This window comes from Arthrobacter sp. HLT1-20 (genome assembly GCF_054510895.1).
Window position 1 is genome coordinate 47,863 of sequence record NZ_JBTNDR010000010.1, and the last position, 23,839, is coordinate 71,701.

Annotated in this window: 15 protein-coding genes; 9 read left to right on the top strand and 6 right to left on the bottom strand. The window is 60.9% G+C overall.

Features of this window, described 5'->3' with window-relative positions:
- Positions 1-67: 67 nt before the first annotated feature.
- Complete coding sequence (locus ACX80Q_RS07650; protein ID WP_459329933.1) at positions 68-1,936, bottom strand: alkyl/aryl-sulfatase; 1,869 nt, start codon at positions 1,934-1,936, stop codon at positions 68-70.
- A gap of 175 nt (positions 1,937-2,111) precedes the next feature.
- Between ACX80Q_RS07650 and ACX80Q_RS07655 the strand changes: the two genes are divergently transcribed.
- The 7 genes from ACX80Q_RS07655 (at position 2,112) to ACX80Q_RS07685 (ending at position 16,656) form a co-directional block, all read left to right on the top strand.
- Positions 2,112-2,906: an AraC family transcriptional regulator gene (locus ACX80Q_RS07655; protein WP_459329934.1), complete on the top strand. Its 795-nt coding sequence runs from the start codon at positions 2,112-2,114 to the stop codon at positions 2,904-2,906.
- A gap of 52 nt (positions 2,907-2,958) precedes the next feature.
- A complete protein-coding gene (locus tag ACX80Q_RS07660; RefSeq protein WP_459329935.1) occupies positions 2,959-3,921 on the top strand; it encodes an endonuclease/exonuclease/phosphatase family protein in 963 nt (320 codons plus the stop codon).
- A 15-nt stretch (positions 3,922-3,936) separates the two neighbouring features.
- A complete protein-coding gene (locus ACX80Q_RS07665; protein WP_459329936.1) occupies positions 3,937-5,229 on the top strand; it encodes a glycoside hydrolase family 1 protein in 1,293 nt (430 codons plus the stop codon).
- Between the two features lie 500 nt (positions 5,230-5,729).
- The gene (locus tag ACX80Q_RS07670; RefSeq protein ID WP_459329937.1) at positions 5,730-8,606 is read left to right on the top strand and encodes a hypothetical protein; all 2,877 of its coding nucleotides are present in this window, start codon (positions 5,730-5,732) and stop codon (positions 8,604-8,606) included.
- The gene (locus ACX80Q_RS07675) at positions 8,603-15,157 is read left to right on the top strand and encodes a polymorphic toxin-type HINT domain-containing protein (RefSeq protein ID WP_459329938.1); all 6,555 of its coding nucleotides are present in this window, start codon (positions 8,603-8,605) and stop codon (positions 15,155-15,157) included. Before ACX80Q_RS07670 ends, ACX80Q_RS07675 begins: the two co-directional genes overlap by 4 nt.
- Positions 15,154-15,855 carry a hypothetical protein gene (locus ACX80Q_RS07680; protein WP_459329939.1) on the top strand — a complete coding sequence of 234 codons (702 nt, stop codon included), beginning with the start codon at positions 15,154-15,156 and terminating at the stop codon, positions 15,853-15,855. Before ACX80Q_RS07675 ends, ACX80Q_RS07680 begins: the two co-directional genes overlap by 4 nt.
- Before the next feature lie 417 nt (positions 15,856-16,272).
- Positions 16,273-16,656 carry a hypothetical protein gene (locus ACX80Q_RS07685; protein ID WP_459329940.1) on the top strand — a complete coding sequence of 128 codons (384 nt, stop codon included), beginning with the start codon at positions 16,273-16,275 and terminating at the stop codon, positions 16,654-16,656.
- 470 nt (positions 16,657-17,126) lie between these two features.
- On the opposite strand, the gene ACX80Q_RS07690 is transcribed toward ACX80Q_RS07685, so the two are convergent.
- The 5 genes from ACX80Q_RS07690 to ACX80Q_RS07710 all read right to left on the bottom strand — a co-directional run bounded on the left by ACX80Q_RS07690 (position 17,127) and on the right by ACX80Q_RS07710 (position 21,634).
- Positions 17,127-17,741, bottom strand: coding sequence for a recombinase family protein (locus ACX80Q_RS07690; protein ID WP_459329941.1), 615 nt, complete (start codon positions 17,739-17,741; stop codon positions 17,127-17,129).
- Positions 17,742-17,843: 102 nt separating this feature from the next.
- The gene (locus tag ACX80Q_RS07695; RefSeq protein ID WP_459329942.1) at positions 17,844-19,052 is read right to left on the bottom strand and encodes a TniQ family protein; all 1,209 of its coding nucleotides are present in this window, start codon (positions 19,050-19,052) and stop codon (positions 17,844-17,846) included.
- Positions 19,049-19,966: a TniB family NTP-binding protein gene (locus ACX80Q_RS07700; protein WP_459329943.1), complete on the bottom strand. Its 918-nt coding sequence runs from the start codon at positions 19,964-19,966 to the stop codon at positions 19,049-19,051. The genes ACX80Q_RS07695 and ACX80Q_RS07700 overlap by 4 nt, the downstream gene beginning before the upstream one ends.
- The gene (locus ACX80Q_RS07705; protein WP_459329944.1) at positions 19,960-20,730 is read right to left on the bottom strand and encodes a Mu transposase C-terminal domain-containing protein; all 771 of its coding nucleotides are present in this window, start codon (positions 20,728-20,730) and stop codon (positions 19,960-19,962) included. The genes ACX80Q_RS07700 and ACX80Q_RS07705 overlap by 7 nt, the downstream gene beginning before the upstream one ends.
- Before the next feature lie 124 nt (positions 20,731-20,854).
- A complete protein-coding gene (locus ACX80Q_RS07710; protein ID WP_459329945.1) occupies positions 20,855-21,634 on the bottom strand; it encodes a helix-turn-helix domain-containing protein in 780 nt (259 codons plus the stop codon).
- 207 nt (positions 21,635-21,841) lie between these two features.
- Here ACX80Q_RS07710 and ACX80Q_RS07715 point away from each other — a divergent pair, with 207 nt between their 5' ends.
- Positions 21,842-22,210 carry a family 1 glycosylhydrolase gene (locus ACX80Q_RS07715; RefSeq protein WP_459329946.1) on the top strand — a complete coding sequence of 123 codons (369 nt, stop codon included), beginning with the start codon at positions 21,842-21,844 and terminating at the stop codon, positions 22,208-22,210.
- An 88-nt stretch (positions 22,211-22,298) separates the two neighbouring features.
- Positions 22,299-23,759, top strand: a complete 1,461-nt coding sequence (locus ACX80Q_RS07720) for a carboxylesterase/lipase family protein (protein WP_459329947.1) — start codon at positions 22,299-22,301, stop codon at positions 23,757-23,759.
- Positions 23,760-23,839 lie beyond the last annotated feature (80 nt).

The following is a 23,839-nucleotide window of genomic DNA, read 5'->3' on the forward strand; positions in this document are numbered from 1 at the left end:
CAAAGCTTGTACTTTCACGACAGCCTTCATGACGGCCGGAGTCTTGTGTGGCGGGCTGCCCCCACCATCAGGGCACAACGATGTTGAACCCGGGATCGCCCTGCTCCATGACGCCCAGCAAGGTGGTCAGCACTGAGGCATCGCCGCCAATGTCGACGCCCGGCGAGGCGAAGTCCCCTGCGAGCAGGGCCATCAATCGCGCTTTGCTGAGAGTCAACGTGGCCTGGGCATTCTCCACAGCAGTCTTCCTGTTGATCAGCACACCGTTGCGCAGGGTCAGCAGGTAGCTCACCCCCAAATCGGTCAGGGTGACTCCCACTGAAAGTTCAAGATCCCAGGCCCGGGGGCCGTCGACGGAGATCGCCATCGCATCAAAGATCTGTTCCGGGGTGAGTTGGGCCCTGATGGCAGGGGCGTTGGGCGTGGCCGGCGTACCCAAGTTGCCCTCTCGCAGCTCCAGCGCTCCCATCAGGAAGAAGTTGCGCCAGGTTCCATTTTCGGCCCCATAGCCCAACTGTTCTAGGGTGTCCGCCTGAAGCGAGAGGGCACCTTGGTCCTCGGGGTCAGTGAAGATCGCATGATCCAGCAGGGTTGCCGCCCACCGGAAGTCACCGGCGCTGAAGGCTTCTTGGGCAAGCTCCAGCACGCGTTCCGGGCCCCCCATGGCGGCAACATACCGTTGGGCCTGTTCTTGCGGCGGATGCTGCCACAACCGTGCAGGGTTGGCATCAAACCAGCCCATGTAGCGCTGATAGATCGCCTTGACGTTGTGGCTGACGGACCCGTAGTAGCCGCGCGCATTCCAGGAATTTTCCAAGGCCGGCGGCAGCACGAACATCTCGGCGATTTCGGCGCCCGTGTGCCCCTGGTTCATGTATCGCAGCGTCTGGTCGTGCAGATAGGCGTAAAGATCCCGCTGGGTTGCCAGGAACGTCGCCACATTCCCGGTTCCCCACGTGGGCCAGTGGTGCGAGGCAAAGGCGACGTCGCTGCGTTCGCCGAAGGTGTCCAGTGCCTCGGTCAGGTACCGTGACCACAGCCGCGGGTCCCGAACCAGTGCTCCGCGCAGGGTCAGGATATTGTGCAAAGTGTGGGTGGCGTTCTCCGCCATGCAGAGGGCTCGGTATCGGGGAAAGTAAAAGTGCATCTCCGCCGGCGCTTCACTGCCCGGCGCCATCTGGAACTCCATCTCCACGCCGTCCACCGTGAGCTTCTGGCCGGTCTCTTTCACATCGATCGTGGGCACAATCAGTCCGATCTCCCCCGTGGACGTTGTCTGGCCTAGGCCGGCTCCCACCGCTCCGAAGGGCCCGCGGGGCAGTGCCGCGCCGTACATGTAGCCGGCCCGGCGGCCCATGGCCGTGCCGGCGTAGATGTTTTCTGCCACGGCGTGGGCCACCAAACCTTCGGGAGCAATGACCTGGACCTCACCGGCATCGACGGCGGCCTGGGATGTGACGCCGAAAACGCCACCAAAGTGGTCCAAATGGCTGTGGGTATAAATGACGGCCACCACAGGCCGTTCCCCGCGGTGCTTGTGGTACATGGCCAGGGAGGCGGCCGCCGTCTCGGAGGAAATCAGCGGATCAATGACAATGACGCCACTGTCCCCTTCAACGAAGGTGATGTTGGAGAGATCAAGGCCCCGGACCTGATAGATGCCCGGAACAACCTCATACAAGCCCTGCATGGCTGTGAGTTTCGACTGCCGCCACAGGCTCGGGTTCACGGACGCCGGGGCTGGTCCGGCCAAAAAGTCGTAGCTGTCGTTGTCCCACACGGGGGTGCCGGTGGCGGAGTAGATGACGGCCGGTTCGAGCTTGGCAATGAAGCCCCTCTGCGCATCCTCAAAGTCGCGCGTGTCCCCAAACGGCAGAGTCTGTTCGAGGCTGCGGTTGGCCACCTCAATGCTGGACGTGACAGGTTTGTGTCCCATGGTTTTCCCCTCTATGCAGCGAGTTTCAGGGAGGCTCCTCGGCGCTGGGTGTTTGCCACCTGCCCTGTTACCCGCAGTCTAGGTGGAACACTGTCCGGCGGACAAGGGTGCCAGCGGGCACACGTTTTCCAGCAAGGCAACGGTGTCCGGCAAGGCAAACGCGTAGACTCGGCACGTGGCGACTCCGTATAAAGGCATCCTGTACCCCACCCGGTTGCCAACATTCCACCGCCTGCCCGCACCCGATTCGGTCAAGGACCTGGTGCAGTGGTTTTGGATCCCGGAATGGGACATTGACCCGGGCCGTTCCTCCCGGCAGCAGTTGATAGCCTTTGCCGCGTCCAATCTGGTGGTTCAGCCCCACGCGGTGGAGTTCTCCGGCCCCACCACGCGCACCTCTCACCGCGATCTCACAGCACGGGGGTGGGCCGTTGGCGCGCTGTTGCGCCCAGCCACCATTCCCGCATTCACCTCGGATCCGGCCGCCTTGCGTGACCGCGAGATGGTCCTGGAGCTGCCAGCCTTGCATTGCGCTGTGATTGAAGCAATGGCTGGCCCCGACCCCGCCCGGTGCCGCAGCGATGCCGTTGAGGCATTCACGGCGTGGCTTCTGGAAACCGTTGCCGAGGTCTCCTCCGAAGCCTTGCTGGCCAATTCCATGGCGGACGTCATTGCCTCCTCGCCGGAGGTGGTCCGGATCGAGGACGCCGCGCAACTGCTGGCGGTGTCGCCACGGACACTACAACGACTGGCCAAGAAGTATGTGGGGCTGAGTCCGGCTGCCTTGATTCGACGACGGCGCCTGCAGGAGGCCGCCGACACGGTCAGGACCCACCCGGGGCTTGATCTGGCTGGGATCGCCGCCGACCTGGGCTACGCAGACCATGCCCATCTTGCCAATGATTTCCAGCGATTCCTGGGCTTCACGCCCAGTAGCTACCGACGCTCAGTCCACGACCCGCCACAGTAAACGCCAGCTCCCTCTCAGCTTTCGTTCACAATCTCGTGACAACGTTGATCCGATGGCATCGCTTCAGGAACACCACAGCCCCCCGCGACGGTCCCGGACGCGACCGGTCCTGAACCTTGTGGTGCTGGCCGGTTCTCTTGCCGTGACCATCATCTTGCTGGGCCATTCGTGGCTTCCGGAAACCGCCGGATTGGGGCTCATTGTGGATTCGGGGCTCATCTGGTTTGGTGCCCTCATTCCCGTCCTTGGCCTGCTGGCGTTCGCAGCGCGCCGCAAACACCTCACCCTTGCAATTTTGGTCCCGGCAGTGGTTTGGTCGCTGCTTTTTGTCCCCAGCATGGTTCCCCTGGCCTGGTCGGCACCTGAGGCAGCGGCCACCTCCGTGACTGTTGTTAGCCAGAACCTGCAGGCAGAATCCGGCACGGCGGCCGAATCCGCCAGGAGCCTGGCCGCCACGGGCGCCCAAGTGCTTGCCCTGCAGGAGATCGACGGCGCATCCCGGGACTCGGTGGACGCCGAACTCACCCCGCACTACGAGTATTCCTACCGCATTGGCACAGTGGGGCTGTGGAGCACCTACCCCATCCGCAATGCCTCCCCGCAGGGCCTGGGCCTGGGCTGGAACCGGGCCTTGTCCGCCGACCTTGACACCCCCGCAGGTCTGGTCCGCATCTATGTGGTGCACGCGGCCTCGGCACGCCCCCTGGAACATGCCGACAGGGACACCATGCTGACAGCACTGGCCCAGATCATAGCCGCGGACCCAAGCGAAAAGGTCATTGTGGTGGGCGACTTCAATGCGGCATCAACAGACAAATACTTTTCCGCCCTCACCGAGCACTTGGCGGAACCCGCGCAGGACGGCGGCCTGGCCGGGTTTACGTGGCCCGCCTCCCCCTTGCCGGTCACCAGGCTGGACCATGTCTTGGCCCGTGGCATGACGGCCACCTCCAACTCCGTGTTGCCGGCAGGATCCAGCGACCACCTTGCCATCCGGGCAAGCTTCAACCTGTAACCAAGGCGCCAACCCTTGACGGCAACCCCTTTCATCGGTGAGGCTCATGCCCAGGGTCGTCATCGAAAGGTCGCCATGGACAAGCTCACGTTTCCGCACTTCCCCAGCGATTTTGTGTGGGGAGTTTCCACGGCCGCGTACCAGATTGAAGGTGCAGTCGCCGAAGACGGCCGCGGGCCCTCGAGCTGGGACGCCTTTGTCACCGAGCCCGGCCGAATAGCCCATGGCGACACCGGCAGTGTTGCCTGCGACCACTACCACCGCTATCCGCAGGACACTGCCCTCATGGCTGAGCTGGGAATTGACGCCTACCGTTTCAGCTTCTCCTGGTCCCGCATCCAGCCGGGCGGGTCCGGGGCGGTGAATCCGGCTGGCCTGGATTTCTATGACCGGCTCATTGACGGCCTGCTGGCAGCGGGCATCGCACCTAGCCCCACGCTGTTCCACTGGGACACCCCTCTGGAACTCGAACAGGGCGGGGGCTGGCTCAATCGCGACACTGCCAGCCGTTTTGCCGACTACGCGCACCTTGTTGGCCAACACTTTGCCGACAGGATTCCGCGCTGGATCACCATCAACGAACCCGTCGTTTTGACCATGTTGGGCTATGGTGCGGGCATCCAGGCGCCGGGACTCGCACTGGGTTTTGAGGCTCTGCCCGCAGCCCACCACTTGTTGCTGGCCCACGGACTGGGGGTGCAGGCCCTGCGCGCGGCAGGGGCGGGCAACATTGGCATTGCCAACAATCACGCGGCCACGTGGCCGGCCAGCGAGCACGAGGAGGATCTGCAGGCGGCCGGGCTGTACGACACCATCGCCAATTGGATCTTTGCCGACCCCATCCTCACGGGTGCCTACCCGGAAGAATTGGCGCCGTTCCTGCCCCCGATCCCCGACGGCGATCTGGCCACCATTTCAACCCCCATTGACTGGTACGGCATCAACTCCTACAACCCCACACTGGTGGGTGCACCCGTGGCGGAGGAAGCAGCCTTGATGGACGGCCATGCATTGGATGCGTCCCTGCCGTTCTCGCTGCGGGAGTTGGAGGGCTACCCGCGCACCGACTTTGACTGGCCGGTTGTGCCGGAGGCATTCACCGAATTGCTGCTCGGCTGTCATTTTCCGAAGGCAAGTGCACAAAAGTCAGGAGTCGTGTTCACACGCCTGATTTGTCAGAAATGCTCTTCACAGAATTTCAGTAGATGTCTTCGCAGCATCCCTTGTCCGCAGGGGAAACTCATGCGGACACTATTACCGGTTGAAGTTGGCACATCGCTTGACGGAAACCACTATACGGGTGACTAAGTCAAGTGGTCGAAGTCGGGGCCAATGATGGCTTTCTAGTCCGAGTTCAGCCAGCTACCGGAACGCAGTAGACTCGGATACTCGTCTTTCTGGAACTGCCATTGTCCGTATATGTTCCATTAGCTGGTAGCTGGTAGCTCGTTGCGTGCAGAGCGCCGTGAAGGCAAGGTTGTCGACGGCAAACCGGACATAGGCAACCAGCAACTGGGACCGTTGCAGAAGTGAATATGTGCTGGCAGTACCTAGTCGATTGCGGCCTCATTGCTGTTGTCTCGGTTTGTGTCCCACAGCTGTCGGATTGTGGGTGGGCAATAATTTGGATGGTGTTCGTGGTGGAGCTGTGCGGCCTCGGCAGCCGGGAGGTCTTGGGGTGTCTGGGGATGAGGGCTGTCATCTTTGAACTTTTTTACTACAAACTCTCAGGTGGCGTATAGGTTTTTCTCAGCACGTCAGAGTATTTGGGGATTTGATTGCTTTCTTCCTTAGTGGGCTGACTCCGTTTGGCTGAAGAAAGCGATTTCATGAGAGTTCCTGCCGGTGTTTTTGGGCGCCTAGTTTTGTCTTTGTCCTTGTGCTTTGGTCTGGCGGGTGGGGCGGGGTTGTCTGCTGCGGTTGCCCAGGAAGTGCCACCAGTGACGGTGACCGGGCCAGTTACGGAGGCGGCCGCCCAGGGGGAGGCTGTCTCGACGGGCAAGGATGTGGTGGTTGATGTTGCCACGACGCCGTTGGAAATTACTGTGGCGCACCCTGATGGGTCGTTCACGAAGACCATGAATACCGAGCCGGTGCGGATGGAAACGGCCGTCGGGTGGCAGGAGATCTCTACGGATCTTGTTGCTTCCACCGAAAATGGTGTGAAGGTGATCAAGCCAGAGATGGTGCCGGTGGGTGTGACTCTTGGTGCTGGCGGGTCTGCGGCGATGTCGACACTGGATGACAAGGCAGGGCATGTTTTGCAGCAGTCGTGGCCTTTCGGCAACCTGCCCGCCCCGGTGATCAAGGACAACACGGCAACGTATCGGTCGGTGCTTCCTGGTGTTGATTTGATTCAGATCGCGCACGAATCCGGTGTGTCTCAGGTCTTGAAGATCGCTACGGCTGATGCGGCGAAGGATCCTCGGGTGGTGCAGATGCGGATTTTCCTTGATTCTGGCAATACCACTGTGCATGACACCGGTACTGGCGGGCTTGAAGCCAAGGGTAAGGATTCGGGGGAAACGGAGCTGCGGACAGCGGCCGGGCAGTGGTGGGACTCCTCCCAGCGTGGTGCTTCGGCCCTGGATTCGGGCGGCCCGGGCCTGACACGGCCTTTCAAGCTCAGCCTCGGGGCGGAGGCAGGGAAACAGACGCAGGTGTTCGGGATGGATGAGATTTTGTCCTCACCGGGTCTGGTGTTTCCGATCTATGTCGACCCGGACTGGTCGACAGTGCGGGTGTCGTATTTGTACGTGGATTCGGGCTACCCCAGCACTTCCTATTGGAATGGTCAATACACCGACTCCACCGGCCATGTCGGTTTCCTACCCTCGTCGTGGTCGGGGGATGGCAAGTCCCACACAACCCGCACTTTCTACCAGTTCGCGACCAACCCGTTGGCTGGCAAAGTCATCCTGTCGGCACGGATGGACGTGGTGGAGACATGGGCTGCGTCGTGCACACCTACCCCGGTGAGTGCGTATATTGCCGGCGCGATTAACTCCAGCACGACATGGAACACCCAGCCGGGGCTGCTGCAAAAATTCAGCACCCAAACAGTTGCCAAGGGGTACCCCGGGTGTGATCAGGGGACGGTGAGTTTTGACATGGCTGCGGCTGAGGGATCGTTGAGGACCTCTAACGCGGTGGTGGTCGCTTTGGTGGCCAGCAATGAGTCTGATCCGTTGGGGTGGAAGCGGTTCGCCAATGACGCTATCCTGCGCGTGACCTACAACACGCCACCGAACGCCCCGGGCGTCTGGACAGTGAACAATGCCCTCTGGACTGGTACGCCGTGGGCTTCAGAATTCGTGACACGACTAAACGAGCCGACCTTCGATATTGTCGCCAGCGATCCTGACGGTGATGCAGGATGGGCCATCAAGGTCTACCTCACCGTGCGCGACCTTAGCGGAAAGGCCTGGGATTCCACCGCTGAGCCCCTGTGGACGGCAGGATCCGGTGGCCACGTGATGTGGAAAACAAAGTATTTGCCCGCGGGAAAGTACTACTTAGAAGGACAGGCCGCCGATCAACTAGGGTCCTCATCGGCGGCGATGCGTTTCGATTTTACGGTCGATACAGCGCCTCCCCCGCCCCCGGCTATTACCGCGGTGACGGCAAGCATCAATAACCCGTCGACGACGAATCCGATGGATCCGGCGGGTGTGGTGGGAGAAACGCCCTATACATTCACCTTGGGCAAGGGCAAGCCGACTGACAAGTTGAAATCTTACGATGTGAAGGGTTTCGTGTACGCGGTCTCACCGGGGCAGCCAGAGACCTCCTATCCGGCGAATCTGTCCTGCGGGGCGAGATTGAAGAATTTTGTTGTGGTCTGTGGGGACAGTGCCCAGATCACGGTGGCGGCGGTGGCCGAGACAACCACCGTGACGGTGTGGGCTTTCGATACAGCCATGAATGTCAATTCCCAAGTCCATAGTGAAGCGGTGAATTTCAAGTTCAGTGTTCCTGCTTCCCCTGCGGTGCTGCCCACCACGGTGTTGCCGGTGTCGCTGGTTGGTGGGGCTTCACTGGTGAATATTGAGACGATGAACGGACGTCCCGTGGCCAATGGGTGTGCCGGCTCGGTCGATAGTGACGGCACGGATCCTGACGTGCGTCCCGCACTGCAGCTAACCACGGGCGGGGATTATGCCACGACGCCGACCGCGGCCGTGGACACGTCCCAGAGCTTTTCCATGGCCGGCTGGTTTTGCGCCACGACCCCGAACACCGGGGCGGTGCAGTCCTTGGTGACACAGATGGCCGGGGCCGGATCGCCCGGTGCGGCGTTGCGTCTTGGTGCTGGAGGGTTGGCTGAACTGGCCCAATACTCAGGTATCGCGGGTGCGGGCCAGGAAACGGTGGCGGCCGCCGACACTATCGGGGCCGGATCCTGGTACTACGTGGCTGCGGTCTCGGATCGTATTAACCGGCAGCTGCGGATCACCTTGACCACGACAGGGTTCACCCAGACTTGGACAGTAGCTACCACAACAGCGTCCCACCTTGGTTCACCACCATCCCAACCGGTACTACTAGGCGCTTCCGGCCCCGGCGGGGCCAGCCAGTTCAAGGGCCAAATTTTCAACCCGATCCTCACCAGCGGGGTCCTCACTGATGCCCAGTTCACCGTAGCCAAACAGCAGTTCGGCAATGAGTTCGGAGTAAAGAAATGACCACACACACCTCATTTCCAGTCCCGGGCAATCATCAGCGGTGGGGGCGCCTGCGCACCACCGTGATGGCTGCCGTGACGGCGGCGTCATTGGCTGTGACTTCGGCAGGTTTGGTCGCGTTGGCTGTCACACCGCAGCAGGACACGAGTTGGGCCAATGAACGCCCAGCCGAGATCACCGAGGTCCCTGCGGTTCCTTGGGCTGCGTCGATGCAAGCCGCCGACCAACCCCCCACCGGCGATACCGCAGGTGGGGGCGGCAAAGCTGGGGTTCAGATTCAGAAGGCCTCGCTCCGCAGTGTTGTTGCCCCTGGCGGCGGTAAGGGTTCCGGCGATTTCGCGGCCCTGCCCGGGGTTTCCTCGGGAGAGTGGGGTGTTTCCGGGCAGAGTGGTTCCTTCACCTGGAGTTACCCGTTCACGCTGCGTGAAGCACCTGCCGGTGGCTCACCGTCAGTGGCCTTGGCTTATGACTCCTCCATGGTGGATGGGTTGACTAGCTCAACGAATAACCAAGCCTCGGTCGTGGGTGATGGCTGGTCATTGGCCGGGGCCGGGACCATCCGGCAAAACTTCACCCCCTGCATGGATCAAGGTGTCACCGGGTCCTATGATCTGTGCGGTTCCCCTGGAGGGCAACAATTCACGATTGCTTTTGGTGGTCGGTCAGGGAAAGTCATCAAGGACGCCACCACAGGTGTCTACAAACTTCAAAACGATGACAACACGAAAATTGAGTACCTCACCGCTGCCGGCAGTAACGGCACCCATGACGGCGGCCACTGGAAAGTAACGGACACGTCGGGAACCCAATACTTCTTTGGCAAGAACCGCCTGCCCGGGTGGGTTGCGGGGCAAGCAACTACGAACTCGGCTGACACTGTCCCTGTGGGGGCTGCCAACGCGTCCCAGCCATGTTGGGCCGGGACGTTTGCGGCGTCCCTGTGTCCGCAGGCCTACGCCTGGAACTTGGACTATGTGGTGGATGTGCAAGGGAACACTCAAGCGTTCTACTACACCCAGGATGGCAACAACTACTCCTCGCAGGCCGGGACAGGGGCCTTGAAGTCCTATGTGCGGGCCAGTCGTCTGGCGCGCATTGACTACGGCATGCGGGCTGGTGCCGAGCTCGGTGCTTCCGCCCCGCTGCGGGTCTCCTTGGACTACACGGGCCGTTGCACAGGGGTTGATTGTGCTGCCGGAACGGATGTTCCAACCACGTACAGCTGTGCCGCCACGGGGACGTGCGCGACGTCCTCGGCCACGTTCTACACCGATCAGCGACTGAAGACTGTTACCACCCAAACCCTGGTCGGGGCCACCTATCAGAACGCTGACGTATGGACGTTGGCGCACACGATGCCCAACCCGGGGGACGGGCTCAGTCCTGCGTTGTGGATGGATTCCCTGACTCACCAGGGCGCTAACACCCTTACCGGTGTTGGTGGTGCAATCAGTGACCCTCCCGTGGTGTTTAGGGGGCAGCCCATGCAAAACAGGGTGTGGGTTCTGGACGGTCTGGCCCAGCTGAACCGGTACCGGCTCTCAGTGATTAAGACCGTTACCGGAGCGACGATCTCGGTGGTCTATATGGCTCAGGAATGTTCACCATCGAACCTGCCTGCTTCACCGGAGACGAACACGAAGCGGTGCTTCCCGCAATGGTGGGCGCCCATGGTCCCCATCCCGCAAGCAGCCCGCATGGACTACTTCCACATCTACCCCGTTGCGACCGTCACCAGCGATGCTGGCCCGGGGGCGTCCGGCAGCTTGAACCTGGTCACTAACTACCAGTACCTGGGTGCGCCTGGCTGGAAGTATGCTGGCCCGAAGTATGTTGCAGGCAGTGGCGGATCCCAAATCACCTGGTCGGCTCTTGCCGGCTGGACACAGGTGAAGACCATTGTGGGCAACGCCCCCGCCGGGGCGAACCAAACCACCCTGGCCACATATTTGCGCGGATTTGATGGCACCCCTTCCAACACGACAGGCGGCTTGCACGCGACCACTGTGACAGCCACTAACGGGGCATTGATCACGGACTCTCCCTGGTTGGCTGGCTCCCAGATTGAATCCCAAGCCTTCCTGGGCGATACCACCACACGGCTGAGTTCCACTGTGACCGTTCCGTGGTCTTCGGCTCCGACAGCGACAGGCACGGCAGGGACCGGGGCGGCCCAGGCACGACATGCAGGAACCAAATCGGTCACCAAGGTCATTGCCAGTGGTCAAAGCGTGGGAACCCGCACCAGCAGCACCACCAACTACTTTGACTCCTATGGGCGAACCGTAGGGGTAACCGATTCTCCGGAGACAGGGAGCCCCAACCCGGCGACCTGCACCAGCACCAGCTACGCAGATAACACCGGACTGAACCTGCTCGCGTTGCCGGCAACCATCACGACACGTACCGGGGCCTGCGACACTAGCGGTGGCTCTGGCGCACCGATTCTCAAGGCCAGCCGGAACCTCTTTGACGCCTCTACCAGTGCCACACCGGGCAGCAGCGGGTACACGGCCCCGGTGAAGGGCAACCTGAGCCGCTCCGATACCGCCACCACCATCACCGGTGGCGCCGTGGAGACCTGGCATAGCGGGCCCACGACCGTCTATGACGGGTTGGGACGAGAAACTTCCAGCACCGATTCCAGCACAGGTACTCCGCGGGTCACCTCATCGAGTTACACGCCTGCGGCCGGGCTGGCTACCAGCGTCGTATCGACGAACCCGCTGGGATGGGCCAACACCACGACGATGGACACGGTCCGTGGAAGCGTCCTGAGCGAAGTAGATCCCAACGGCTCCACCAGCACCTACCGCTACGACGCCACCGGCAGGGTCACCGGGGTTTGGGATCCCATGCGCCCAGTCGCCACGAACCCGCTACCGACCCAAGCCACCACCTACAAGATCCAGCAGGACGCCCCGTCCTGGGTGCAGACCACCAGTATCAATGGTGGCAACCAAGCCATGAGCTCGTTTGAGATCTATGACGGGCTGGGACGACTACGCCAAACCCAGGACATGTCTCCCGGCGGTGGAACGATCGCCACCGATACCTTCTACGACTCAGCCGGCGCAAAATCACGGGTCAACAATGACTACTTTTTGAGCACCGAGCCCGGCGGCACGTTGATGATTCCCACCATCGCTGTGCCCTCCACGAGTACCTACGCTTACGACGGGGCAGGGCGCGTCACCGCGTTCACAGCCCTCGCCTACGACAACCAAACCCTGTGGACCACCAAGGCTGCCTATGCCGGGGCTGACACCACCACCTTGACCGGGCCAGGGAACGACGCGGCACGCAGCATCGTCGTGAACTCCGATGGCCAGATCGTCTCCCGCCTACAGTACAAAGGCGCCACAGCCACCGGTACCCCGGACACCACCAGCTACACTTTCGATGCTTTGGGCCAGAACACGTCCATGGCGGACACTGCTGGGAATTCTTGGTCGTGGGCTTTTGACCCGGCCGGGCGTCAAAGCAGCGCCACAGACCCCGACAGTGGCACCTCCACCATCAGCTATGACAGTTCAGGGCGGGTCTCCTCCACCACGAACGCCCTCGGGGTGGTCAGCATCAGCAGCTATGACACCCTTGACCGTGTCATCAGCCAATCGCTGACACCGGCCGGTGGGACAGCGAAAGTCATCAGCACCACGAGCTTTGACGGGGAAAAGAAGGGCCAGCCCTCGTCCTCGACCCGGTTTAACGGGGCCAACTATGACCAGCCGGTCACGATCGATGTTTCCGGTTACAACGCGGCCTACAAGCCTAAAACGACCAAGGTCACCCTCCCCGGGGTGATTGGTGCGTTGGCTGGTTCGTACACCACGACCCGGACCTACACTAAGACCGGGCAAGTGAGTAAGGAGATCGTCCCGGCCCTGGGTGGGTTGCCGGCTGAGACCTTGTACTACGGCTATGACGCGTTCGAGAACCCGTCCTCGCTGGATAACCAGAATTACGACACGATCGTTGCCAACACCCAGTACACGCACTTGGGCCAGATGGCGACCTTCCAACAGTACGATGCGAACTATTCCAGCCCCACCCTGGCCACGACCGGGCGGAACCAGACCTACTTCTCTTGGGATGCGACCACGGGTCGGCTGTCCAATCAGTGGAGCAATAACACCGCCAAGTCAGTCGTGTCGGATCTGGGTAAGACCAGCTACGAGTACACTCCTGGTGGTAACTTGCTGTCTCGGGCCACTACCTTTGAGAACAAACCCGGCGCACCCACTGACTACCAGTGTTACAACTACGACTACGCATCCCGCCTAGCCGCCGTCTGGACACCAGCAACCAAGAACTGTGCCACAGCACCCACCCCCGCCTCAACCAGTATTGCCGGGCTTGGCGGGCCAGCACCCTACGCCCAGACCTACAGCTACACCCCTGCCGGGGACCGCTCACAGGTCAAACGCTTCACCGCGACCGGCGCCCTGGGTGCTACTGAGGACTACACCTACAAGCCGGCCGGGCAGTCTGGCCCGCACCAGCTCCAATCCCTGATCTCCACACCGGCCACCGGGACCGCAACCACATCGACGTTCCTGTGGGACGCTGCCGGGCAAATGACCAACCGTGCCGGGGAAACACTGAGCTACACCCCTGATGGCCACCTCAATAGCAGCACTGGGGCCTCGACTGTCCCGGTGAACCCGAACCCATCCGCCACCCTAGGCACCCCGCCTGCCCCTGACCCTGCTGTGGCGGGCAGTGCGAGTGAGCGGTTCTACGACAGTTCCGGGGCTCTTGTTGCCTTGGTTGATGGCACTGGTACGACGGTGACCCTGGGTAGCACGACCGCCCACAACACGAAAAATACGACCCTCACGACAGCGACTTGTACCTACACTTTCGCTGGGAAAACAGTCGCCCAACGCACAGCAGCCCTCAGTATTATCAAGCTCTCCTTCGTCATCAGCGACGGGGTAGACACCGCCCAAACCGTGCTCCTGCCCACTGACGGGACAACGAACACCACCGCCATCACCCGCTACACCGACCCCATGGGACTCACCCGCGGAGCCACCCAAACCGCCACCGGGGCCGGCGCCTACACCACAGCACCAACAACTGCCCGAGGTGTTGGCACCAACGGCGCCAACACGGCCGGTTTCGGGGCCACCAACGGCTACATCGGCGGACTCGCTGATTCGATCAGCAACCTCACCCACCTCGGAGCACGCGACCTCGACCCAGTCCTCGGCCTCTTCACCAGCCCCGACCCCATCCTGCAAACAGACAACCCGCAAGGTTTCACGCCCTACGCCTACTCCGCCAATGACCCGATCAACTACTCCGACCCCTCAGGCTTGTCCTGGATCAAAGACCTCGGAAGTTGGGTTAAGAACAACGCCGGAACCATCGTCAAGGTCGTTGTTGCCGTCGTCGTCGTTGTCGCTGTTACCGCAGCAGTCGCGGGGTGTATTGCCAGTGTTGTGTGCGGAATCGTGGTGGGTGCAGCAGCAGCCGCGGCAGGATACGCCGCGGGCATGGCCGTAGACGTCGCTCTCGGCAACAAGAAAGCGCCCACGGTAGGGCAATTCTTCAAGGGTATGGCTCAAGAAGCGCTCTGGGGTGGCCTAGGTGGCGGCCTGGGTGTCCTCGGCGGGGCTCTCATCGGCAAAATCGCATCAACCGCCTTCGGCGCCGGGGCAGGCAAAGCGGCCTCATCAGCTGCCGCCTACGGACAACGCCTGATCACCCAAGGCAAACAAGCAGCAGCAGCCTCCGCCCAAGTCGTGAAAACCAACGGCGCCAAGGCATTGGCCTCCGTCAGCCGCCCAGCACCAGCACCCCAGTCAATTGCTAAGTCAGCAGCATCCGCGTGCTCTTTCGCGGGTGCCACAACAGTGCTCATGGCTGACGGAACACACACGGCGATTCAGGACATCAAGGTCAATGACACGGTTATTGCCTCTGACCCGGAGACCGGTGAGCAGGCAGCCAAACCTGTAGATCATATGTTCGTGCATGAAGACACGGTCTTTGACCTGATCATCGACGGCCAAGTCATCTCCACCACCGAAGACCACCCCTTCTGGTCAGTCACCGACCAAAAATTCGAACGCGCCGACGAACTCGCCACCGGCGAACAAGTACTCGGCGCCAACGGAGCCACACAAACCATCACCGCCCTCCAACCCGAGAGCAAACGCGATACACTCGCCTACAACCTGTCCATCGACGGCATCCACACATACCACGTCGGCACCACCGAAACCCTCGTCCACAACACCTGCTCGATGCCTGCCGACAGTGTCTACAACAAAATCCTCAAAGGACCTCCCGGGCCGAATGCAGGTAGGCTGGATAAGGACGAAGCTACTGATCTAGCGCAATATTTGGGCTATCGATCGGCCGGACGAGAGAAATCCTATGGACAACCAATCTTCAAGAACGGCAAGGACTTCATAACTCCGGATAACACAGGCCATGTAAGGGGAACTTGGAAGAAAGCCAAGACAATTGATGCGCTGAAGAGCGATACGACGCGTCAAGGAACCTACGATCCGTTGCTGAGATGGATGGCCAAATGACCCAGTCCAATGTTGATGAATGGTGGGAAATTGATTTCAGGGGGACAGACAAGTCAAGAATCGCAGTACTTGCTGAGGCAGTGGAAGAACTTGGACTGGCCACAGACGCCTTTGACACCAATCCTGACAGTAGGTTGCCGTTGAGCTTGGATTGGACCCTCGCCAGGACCTTGACCACGGTTCTAGAGCAAGCGGTGGGTCCAGATGGTCAACAACTGACACCTGCCAATGATTCCATTCTGGATGACCTGGTTTCTTGGTTGGGGATGCCGGACGTGGTGCGAACAGCGCCGGTGGCTGAAAACTCAGATCAAAAATCACTGCCGGAAGGCGGGTTTCACGTATGGGTGGACACTTCGGGGTCCTTTCACTCCGAATTGGACGTCGGGGCTCAAAGACTTCTGGTCTGTCCTTGTGAGATGCCCATTGCCGAATCGATTGTTCGTTTGTCCAAGGAGAGGGGGCTGGCCAGCGATGCAGTGATCATCGACCCCCGCGTCATCTTCAGAGTGGGGCTGGACTGGTGTTCGACCATGCTCGTGTTGGATGCTATCGAGAGTTCACATGCCAGCCAAGATGATGTCGCGAAACTCCAAGAAATTCGAGTCCGAATGATTCTGTGGACCGCGTCACCTCATCGGATCCAGGCAGACTGTGGACACAAGCATGGTTTGTACAATATCGGAAAGATGCAGTGAAATATCTCGGAGGCCGTTCCTTAACTGTGTTGGCGGATTCGTCAACACAGTTACAAATATCCTCGGTCCGTGGCCGTACTACTTGTGCAGGCCTCATAAGTAGCCACTAGCGTGGAATGGGTTTTCTCAAAAGCCCCATCACCGGCAAAAGTGGTCCCACTCCCAGCCTAAAAAAGCTGCTGTTCGACAACAATATTCCATGGAGGCTAAAGTAATGTCGGTTGATTGGTCTGGGTACCCGCTCTTCCCGATTCTCATTGTTGGAAGGGACGCGGAGCCGTCACGCCAAGAGGCACGAGCGAACTTCAAACACGAGCTGTCCATCAAAGAGGAACGCAAAGAGATTCTCGCCGAACTTACGGCAAGAAATGGCATCATCCTTGAGGACACTTATGAGTGTTATGCCAAGCTCAACTTGTGGTTCCGGACAACATTGCCCCAGAACCCGGTGATGAGAAGAACTTGCTTGTGGAGTGGGTCAGTTTCGTATGCGATCTGAATCTATTCATGGGCGATTCCCTCATTGCGAGATATCCCTGGTTGCGGTGGACCTTTTACACAACCAGCAAGAAATCCCGAAATTACCAAAAAGGCGTCCTAAAAGGCTATAAGACCGTGCCAACTATGAGCGTCAGATTTGATGGAACTCTCATCAGCTGGGGATACGTGTACCTCAGCGAACCCGAAGCTTCTCCTACCGTTTTCGTCAGACAGTTCGCCTACGCTGAAGACATTCCAGCCGAGCAGCGCGAAGAACTGCTCCTGAAACAACTCGGTCCGGGATGGGATCGCCCAGCATAAGCGAGGTGGACCACATGCCGAGCGAACCTGCCCGACAGTGAATGGGTCTAACCCCATCCTCAGCTTGGCTCCGTGTCATTGACAAGCGTTAGCCTCTTGGTAGCGGGCGAAATGGCCGTATGCAGTTTCCCATCGGTTGCCGCCAGATGAACACTGTGACCATGCTCTGGTTGGCGGAACTATGTAAGCCGGGTCCCGCAGGTGTCGCAGAATGGCTTATATCTAGCGCGTCGAACAGGCTTGGGGGTGTCCATCGCTGCTCGTGTTTACGATCTGGAACCGCCGCCAATCTAGACGCTCCACGAACCCCACCGTCTTCAACCCTTTAGTAGTGAGGACTTCGTTGACATCAAATTGGAGCCAGCTGGCTTGGTTGTCCAGGGTCGTCTGTCGCCGGTCACCCACGCCTCTGATTTTCTGTCAATTTTCAAAGTCGTCCATGCAAGTTCCAGAAATCACTCGAGCGGACACTATTTCTGGTTCAGGAGTTTCTTCCCGTCAGGGCGAAGTTCACCTGATGGGGAGACGTGGCGGTAGAGAGTTTGGCGCGTGATGCCGAGTTCAATGCACAGATTGCCAACCTTGGTTTCGGGTTGTCCCATGGATGCCATGGCGAGTCGAACCTTTGCCGCTGTCATCTTGTAGGGGCGTCCACCCTTTCGTCCACGTGCGCGTGCGGCGGCGAGGCCGGCGATGGTGCGTTCTGAGATGAGGGCTCGTTCGAATTCGGCGAGGGCGGCGAAGATCCCGAAGACGAGTTTGCCGGAGGCTGTGGTGGTGTCGATGGCAGCACCCTCGCCGGTGAGAACTTTCAGGCCGATGCCGCGGTCGGTGAGGTTATGGACGGTATTCACCAGGTGGCGCAGGTCCCGGCCGAGCCGATCGAGTTTCCACACCAACAAGGTGTCCCCCTCACGCATGCCTTTTAGACAGGCGGCCAGTTGTGGCCGGTCGTCCTTCTTGCCCGAAGCGTGCTCCTCGTAAAGGTTGAAGGCACCGACTCCGGCGGACAAGAGAGCGTCGCGCTGCAGATCGGTACTTTGGGATCCGTCGGCTTTTGACGCTCTCATGTAACCGATCAGCATGCCATGCTCTCCCTTGTCATGTATACGTTCGTTTGAGTGACAACAGGCACGTAAGCCCGAATAAAATCGATGATTGTCACTTAACCCGTTATTTATTCTAAGTCATGCAAATGGTTGGTGACCATCAAGATGTGACAGAAAATCGAGAGGTATCTCAAGCTCGGCAAAGGTTTCCCGGAGACGGCGCACAGATACTTCACTCTTGCATCCATACAGCGCTAGGCCATAGAGCTGTTGCGCAGCCAGAAGGTCTTCCCTGGCTGCTTCGATAGCGACATTGAGTGAATCGACTGCCTGTTGCCATAGATCGCCCAGGTTCGGCTGCTTCTGGCCGCCTGCGATTTCTGTTGGCGGTCCGGGCGGGGTCCCGTTGTTGATGCTGCCAGCGGGCTTGGGTAGCAGAAGGTATGCAGAGGTGCCCAGAGCTGTCAGTGAACCGGCCTCGATCAGTTCCATTGAGACGGCTGCTGCTTCAAGCAGCTGCTGCTGGGTGGTCCAATGAAGGTTTTCGTACGGCTGCCAGGCATGCAGGCCTGCCCGGAACGGGTGCCCGCAGTTGTCCCAGATCAGACGGACCTCCTCCAGCTGCCGCCCGTACCGTCCCTGAGCAGTGGTGAGTTCGTCTAGGAGGGCGCGCAGCAGTCGGAACCAGATGCCTGCGTGTACCGGGCGTCGGGGCAGGTCAACGGATCCTGTTGTTGCTGCCTGCCAGGTTCGCCGGTCCATTAGGGACGACGCCTCAGGAACTGCTCGCTGGTCGCGGACTGGGGTTGTCCACCAAATGTATTCCGGAGGTTGGCCCTCGTAGATTTCGATCCGGCGCCCGTGTACCGGGCAGCTGAGCATGAGTGGCAGTTGCCAGAATAGCTGAAGCACCGCAGGCCCTGAGGGTGCCAGGCATTCGGGGCAGGCCCGGCGGACCTTGTCTTCTGGGACCCACGGCAGCCACTGCCCGGGAGCATAGATTTTGCGCCGCCCTGGCGGCAGCAGCACCGACATCTGGTGCACGTACGTTTTATAGGAGTCCGGGTTTGGGACCAGACTGTCGAACAGCCATGGCACCCAGCCGGCCATGCTCATCTTACTGAGCCGGTTTCCGTCGAGACCGCTGCGCAGGATCAGTTCCTCCAGCACAGGAACTGGCGGGTCAAAATCCAGCTCCTGGTCCGTGACGTTTCCGTGGCCCAGCCCGTGCTCCAGTAACTCGGATGTGCTCATCATGTAGGTGCCGGCAAGCCGGTTCAACCAGGAGGAGAGCGCTTCGGCTTCAACGGGTGCCGGGTGCAGGGGCCAGCGCTCCGGTGGTCTCACATCAACTCGCGTTCGAACTTTCGGCGCCGAACACTGGGCCCGTCGTATTCGGCCATGGTCAGTGTTCGGTGGTTGATGGATTCTTCCCCGCTGTCCACAGCCGCGACCGCTGCCTCCGTCAGGAGCGATGCCAGCTCTCCGATGGTCCCCTCACTGCGGGTGAGCAGGTAGCTGGCCATGTCCTCGTTGTCCAGATCGGAGTGTCGGCGAAGCGGAAAGGACGATGCGAAGCTGGCCAGCAGTGAACGCATCTCGGCGTTGGCCTCCCACAAAGGCAGCGTCATAGGCTCAAAGCGGTTTTCGAGCTGGTCATCGGAGCGAATGGCCAGATAGGCCTCACGGGTGCCTACTCCCACCAGCGGGATACGAAGCTCGTTTCCCAAGAAGCGCAGCAAATTCAGGAATTCACGCCGAACATCGGCCCGTCCGGCGAGCACATTATGCAGCTCGTCAATCACCAGGACCCGCACGCCAACGCCTCGCAGCACGGACAGTGCGAGTTGTTCCAACTCGGCAACACGCCGCCGGGCCCCCGTCGGGGCGCCGAGCGCTGCGAGCACAGCCGTATAGAACCGCGGGATGGAAGGTTCGGAGGGCATCTGCACGCACAACACGGGGATGTTCTCCCGGTCCGCCGTGGAGTCCGGTGGATGCTGGCGGCGAAACCGTTCGATGATCATCGACTTGCCGTTGTTAGTCGGTCCGACCAGCAGGAGGTTCGGCATGCGCTGCCTGCCGGGCCAGTCGTAGAGTGTTTCGAGCCGGGTAAGAGCCTGGACCGCCCGAGGGTAGCCAATCCAGCGGTCAGCCCGGATACGCCGGATTCGTTCGTCCGCCGGCAGACGGGCCAAAGCCTGGGTCCATGGTTGGAGATGGGAAAGATCCGGCTCCGGGTAATCGTCGTCGCTCACCATTGCTCAACCTCATCGAAAGGAACGGCCGCCGCGGTGGCCTTCTCCGGCGGAAGTTGCTCATCCGGGGGCGCCACTGGTGACTCCACGGGCTTGGTGGTCTGGAGGTGGCGACGCCGTTGCAGGTCCCGGCGCGATCGTCGGGTTGCCCGCTGTGCCGTCGAGGTAATCTCACGCATTTGATCGATCATGCGGAACAGTGCTTCCTCATTGACCTGGTCATGTCCTTGCTGGCGCAGCCGCGCCAGGGCCTGCCGGTGTTCCCACAACGTCACCGCTGGGTGGGAAACGTTGCTATACGGCACCTCCACATAGACCTCTCCCTCCGGTTCCAGCACCCAGACCCTGCTGATATCCCGCGGGTCACGCCGGATAATGAACTTGTTCTTCCCGTCCCGCCGTGCGATCCACGGCTTGAGTGAGTTCGCGAAATAGTGGATGTGGTCGATGACGAAACCCGTGCGGGTGATTCTGCGACGGATGACGGGCAAGAAATCGATAAGAAACGCGGCAGGGTGCGCAACAACAGGCTGCGGTCCGAACTTGGCCACGCCCTGTTCCCACCGCCCGGCCGGTGTTTGATGCAGGGTGCCGTGGATACTTCCGTGGTAACTGGCGACTGCAATCATCAGCCAGCGTTCTAGCTCCGCCAAGGTCAAAGCGGACATTTTCTCGGCATCGTAGTCGCCGCGCTGGCCCGGGTTGGAGAACGTAGTTCCGGGCAGCTCGTGGACCCGCTGCATGGCCGTTCCGATAATGCGCTCCACGATCCCGCCGTAATACGGCCGACCAGGCGGCCGGTAGCTGAGTTTGATGCCATGCTGTTCGCAACCCCGCCGCAGGGCTTCGCTCTTAAATTCCGAGGCGTTGTCCAAATACAGTTTTCTGGGTTTACCCCCCCATCGGCCATTCCGCATCCACGCCCAGCCCCTCCAGCCAGGGCCGCTTGTCGGAAGCCATATGGGCGATACACAAACCCACCGACACCGACGACGGCGCTTCTAGAGTGACGACCATGCCAAGCAGGCACCGGCTGTAAACATCGATGGCAACCGTCAAGTAGGGCCTGCCGATCGGCTGCCGCTCTCGGTCATCCACAATGATCAGATCAATCACGGTGTGATCGATCTGCACCTGATCCAACGGCGCCACTGTCTCCGGTACGGTATCGCCTGCTGACTCCAATGGCCGGACGGCATCCCTGCCCTCGCGTCGGCGCTTGACCTCCCCGGGATGCAGACGGGCGATTCTGCTTGTAACGGTATTGCGCGCCGGCACAGGAAGTCCCCTGGAGCGGCATGCCTGAATGACTTCGCGATAGAGCGCAGCCTCAGAGAGCTTTTGCCGGCTCAGATACTGCTTGCGGATCAACTCCTCAATCACCGCCTCGACGGGTCCAGACAATCGTCCTTTGCCCCGGCCCCCACTCGAGTGTTTGGGGGCCACATCCGTTATCAGACCGCCACCCTCCCGATAACGCTTGATCAGGAGATACACATGCCGCCGGGAGATACCCAACTCCTGGGAGGCTTCGTCCACCGCCTGTCCGCCGACGATGCGCAACCCGGCCAACGGCGCAATGACGTCGGCCCGCCGGCGTGCAAGATCCCAGACGTCATCGGCCATGGTCAGTAGTCCGTGCCCCTTGATCGGCGCCTTTTCAGTTTCCATATCGGGCCTACCCAAAGAGAGATTCGCGGACTTAATTCGGGCTCCACTCAAGACCTCACGTACCCGGCCGTATCCAACGATCCTCCCTGCCCCCGCAGGAAATCAAGGACTTTCCGGCATAGAACGAGAAATAGTGCTGACGTCTCCTGAAGTCCTGTGCCGAGCACTACTGACAAAAGCGACTGGTGATCATGACTTCTGACATTCGTGCTCTCGCCTTCGGAAAATGACATCGGCTTCAAGGAACGCTATGGCGAAAAGCTGCCGCCCATCTACATCACGGAGAACGGTGCAGCGATCAACGATGGCCCCGATCCAGTGGGCCGGGTGCGGGATGCGCGGCGGATCGAGTACACCGACGGCCACCTGCGTGCTCTCAAGGACGCCATGGATGCCGGGGTGGATGTCAGGGGCTATTTCCATTGGTCCCTGCTGGACAATTTTGAGTGGGCAGCGGGTTTCTCCCAGCGCTTTGGGCTGGTTCATGTTGACTATGCCACCCAGAAGCGCACACCCAAGGATTCGTTCCACTGGTACCGGCAGCTCATCCAGGCCACGAAGGACGCCGCCCGGTAGGGCCCTGCCACCAAAGGTGCACCTGTACAGTGGGCATCACAATCGCTGTTGCCATCCTGGTTGGACAGCCACACACTGAGGAGTCCCTGTGCCAGAAGTCGACGCCGAAACCCCCACAGTCTCCACCTCCGCAGGCGAGGTGGCCGGAACCGTGAGCGACGGCGTCGAACACTACCTGGGCGTCCCCTACGCAAGCGCACCCACGGGCGCCCTGCGCTTTGCCCTGCCCGCTCCGGCGACGCCGTGGGAGGGCGTTCGCGATGCCACGGAGCTGGGGGCCACCGCGCCACAAAACCACTACGCCGGGGCCATGGCGCGAATCCTGCCCACAGTGGTTATCCCCGGCGATGACTTCCTGAACCTGAACATCGCCACCCCGGCCGGCCGCGGGGACGCCCTGCGCCCGGTCATGGTCTGGTTTCACGGCGGCTCGCTGCAGCATGGCTCCAACGCCCTGACTGGTTACAGGGGTGGGGCGTTTGCCCGCGACGGCGTGGTGTACGTGGCAGCGAACTACCGGCTCGGCGCCGAAGGGTTCTCCGTTCTTGACGGTGCCCCGTTGAACTTGGGCCTGGCGGATCAGCTGGCGGCGCTGCGTTGGGTACAGGCTGAGATTGCTGCCTTTGGCGGTGACCCGGGACGCGTGACGGTGTTTGGCCAGTCGGCTGGCGGCAACACCGTGGCTGCGTTGCTGGCCCATCCGCAGGCATCGGCCCTGTTCAGCCGCGCCATCATTCAAAGTGGGCCGCTCACGGCACAGCCCGCCGTGAAGGCTGGCAGGATCACCCGCAAGATTGCCAAGGACCTGAAGATTTCCGCCACCCGCGAGGACTTTTCCCGCCAAACCCCCGCAGACTTGCTGGCCGCCCAAGCCCGGGTCACCGCCGGTTCCACTCCCATCACGGGCGGGGCGGGCTACGCCCTGGCCGTGGACTCTGCCTTGGTGCCCGTGAACCCCTTCGACGCCCTGACCTCCGGTGCGGGAGCTGCGATTCCACTGCTCATCGGAACAACCACCGACGAGGCTCGGCTGTGGCTGGTGCCCTCCGGCCTGGTCATGAAACTCAAGGGCCTGCATCTGGCCATTGCCCGGCGCAAGGTGGGCATTTCCGCCGCGGCCGTCAGGCTGTTCAAACGCAACCGGCCCCACTCCATCACCGGCGAGATCCTTGGCGCCCTAGCCACGGATAAGCTGCTCCGCGTGCCGGTGAACCAACTCGCTGATGCCCGCCACTCCGGGCCTGCGCCCACTTTTGTCTATGAGTTCGCATGGCAAAGCCCGGTGGAGTACTTGCGGGCAGCCCACGCCGTGGAGTTGGGATTTGTCTTTGACGACCTGTCCTCCCCTGATTCGATGGGGCTGGCAGGCAGCACAGCCCCGCAGGCCCTGGCCACCGATATGCACCGGGCGTGGGTGGACTTTGCGGTTTCCGGCAGTCCCGGCTGGCAGGAGTGGTCCGCGCACCGTCCCGTCAAGATCTTCGACGGCGGAGCCAACCCCGTGGTCTTCGCCCCGCGCGAGGACGAGCGCGCAGTACTCACGCCCTAAAACGGCGCACACCCGCACGTTACGTCCGACGTCTGGCCGCTAGACTCACCGGCCATTGCTGCCCATAAAACCGATCATGT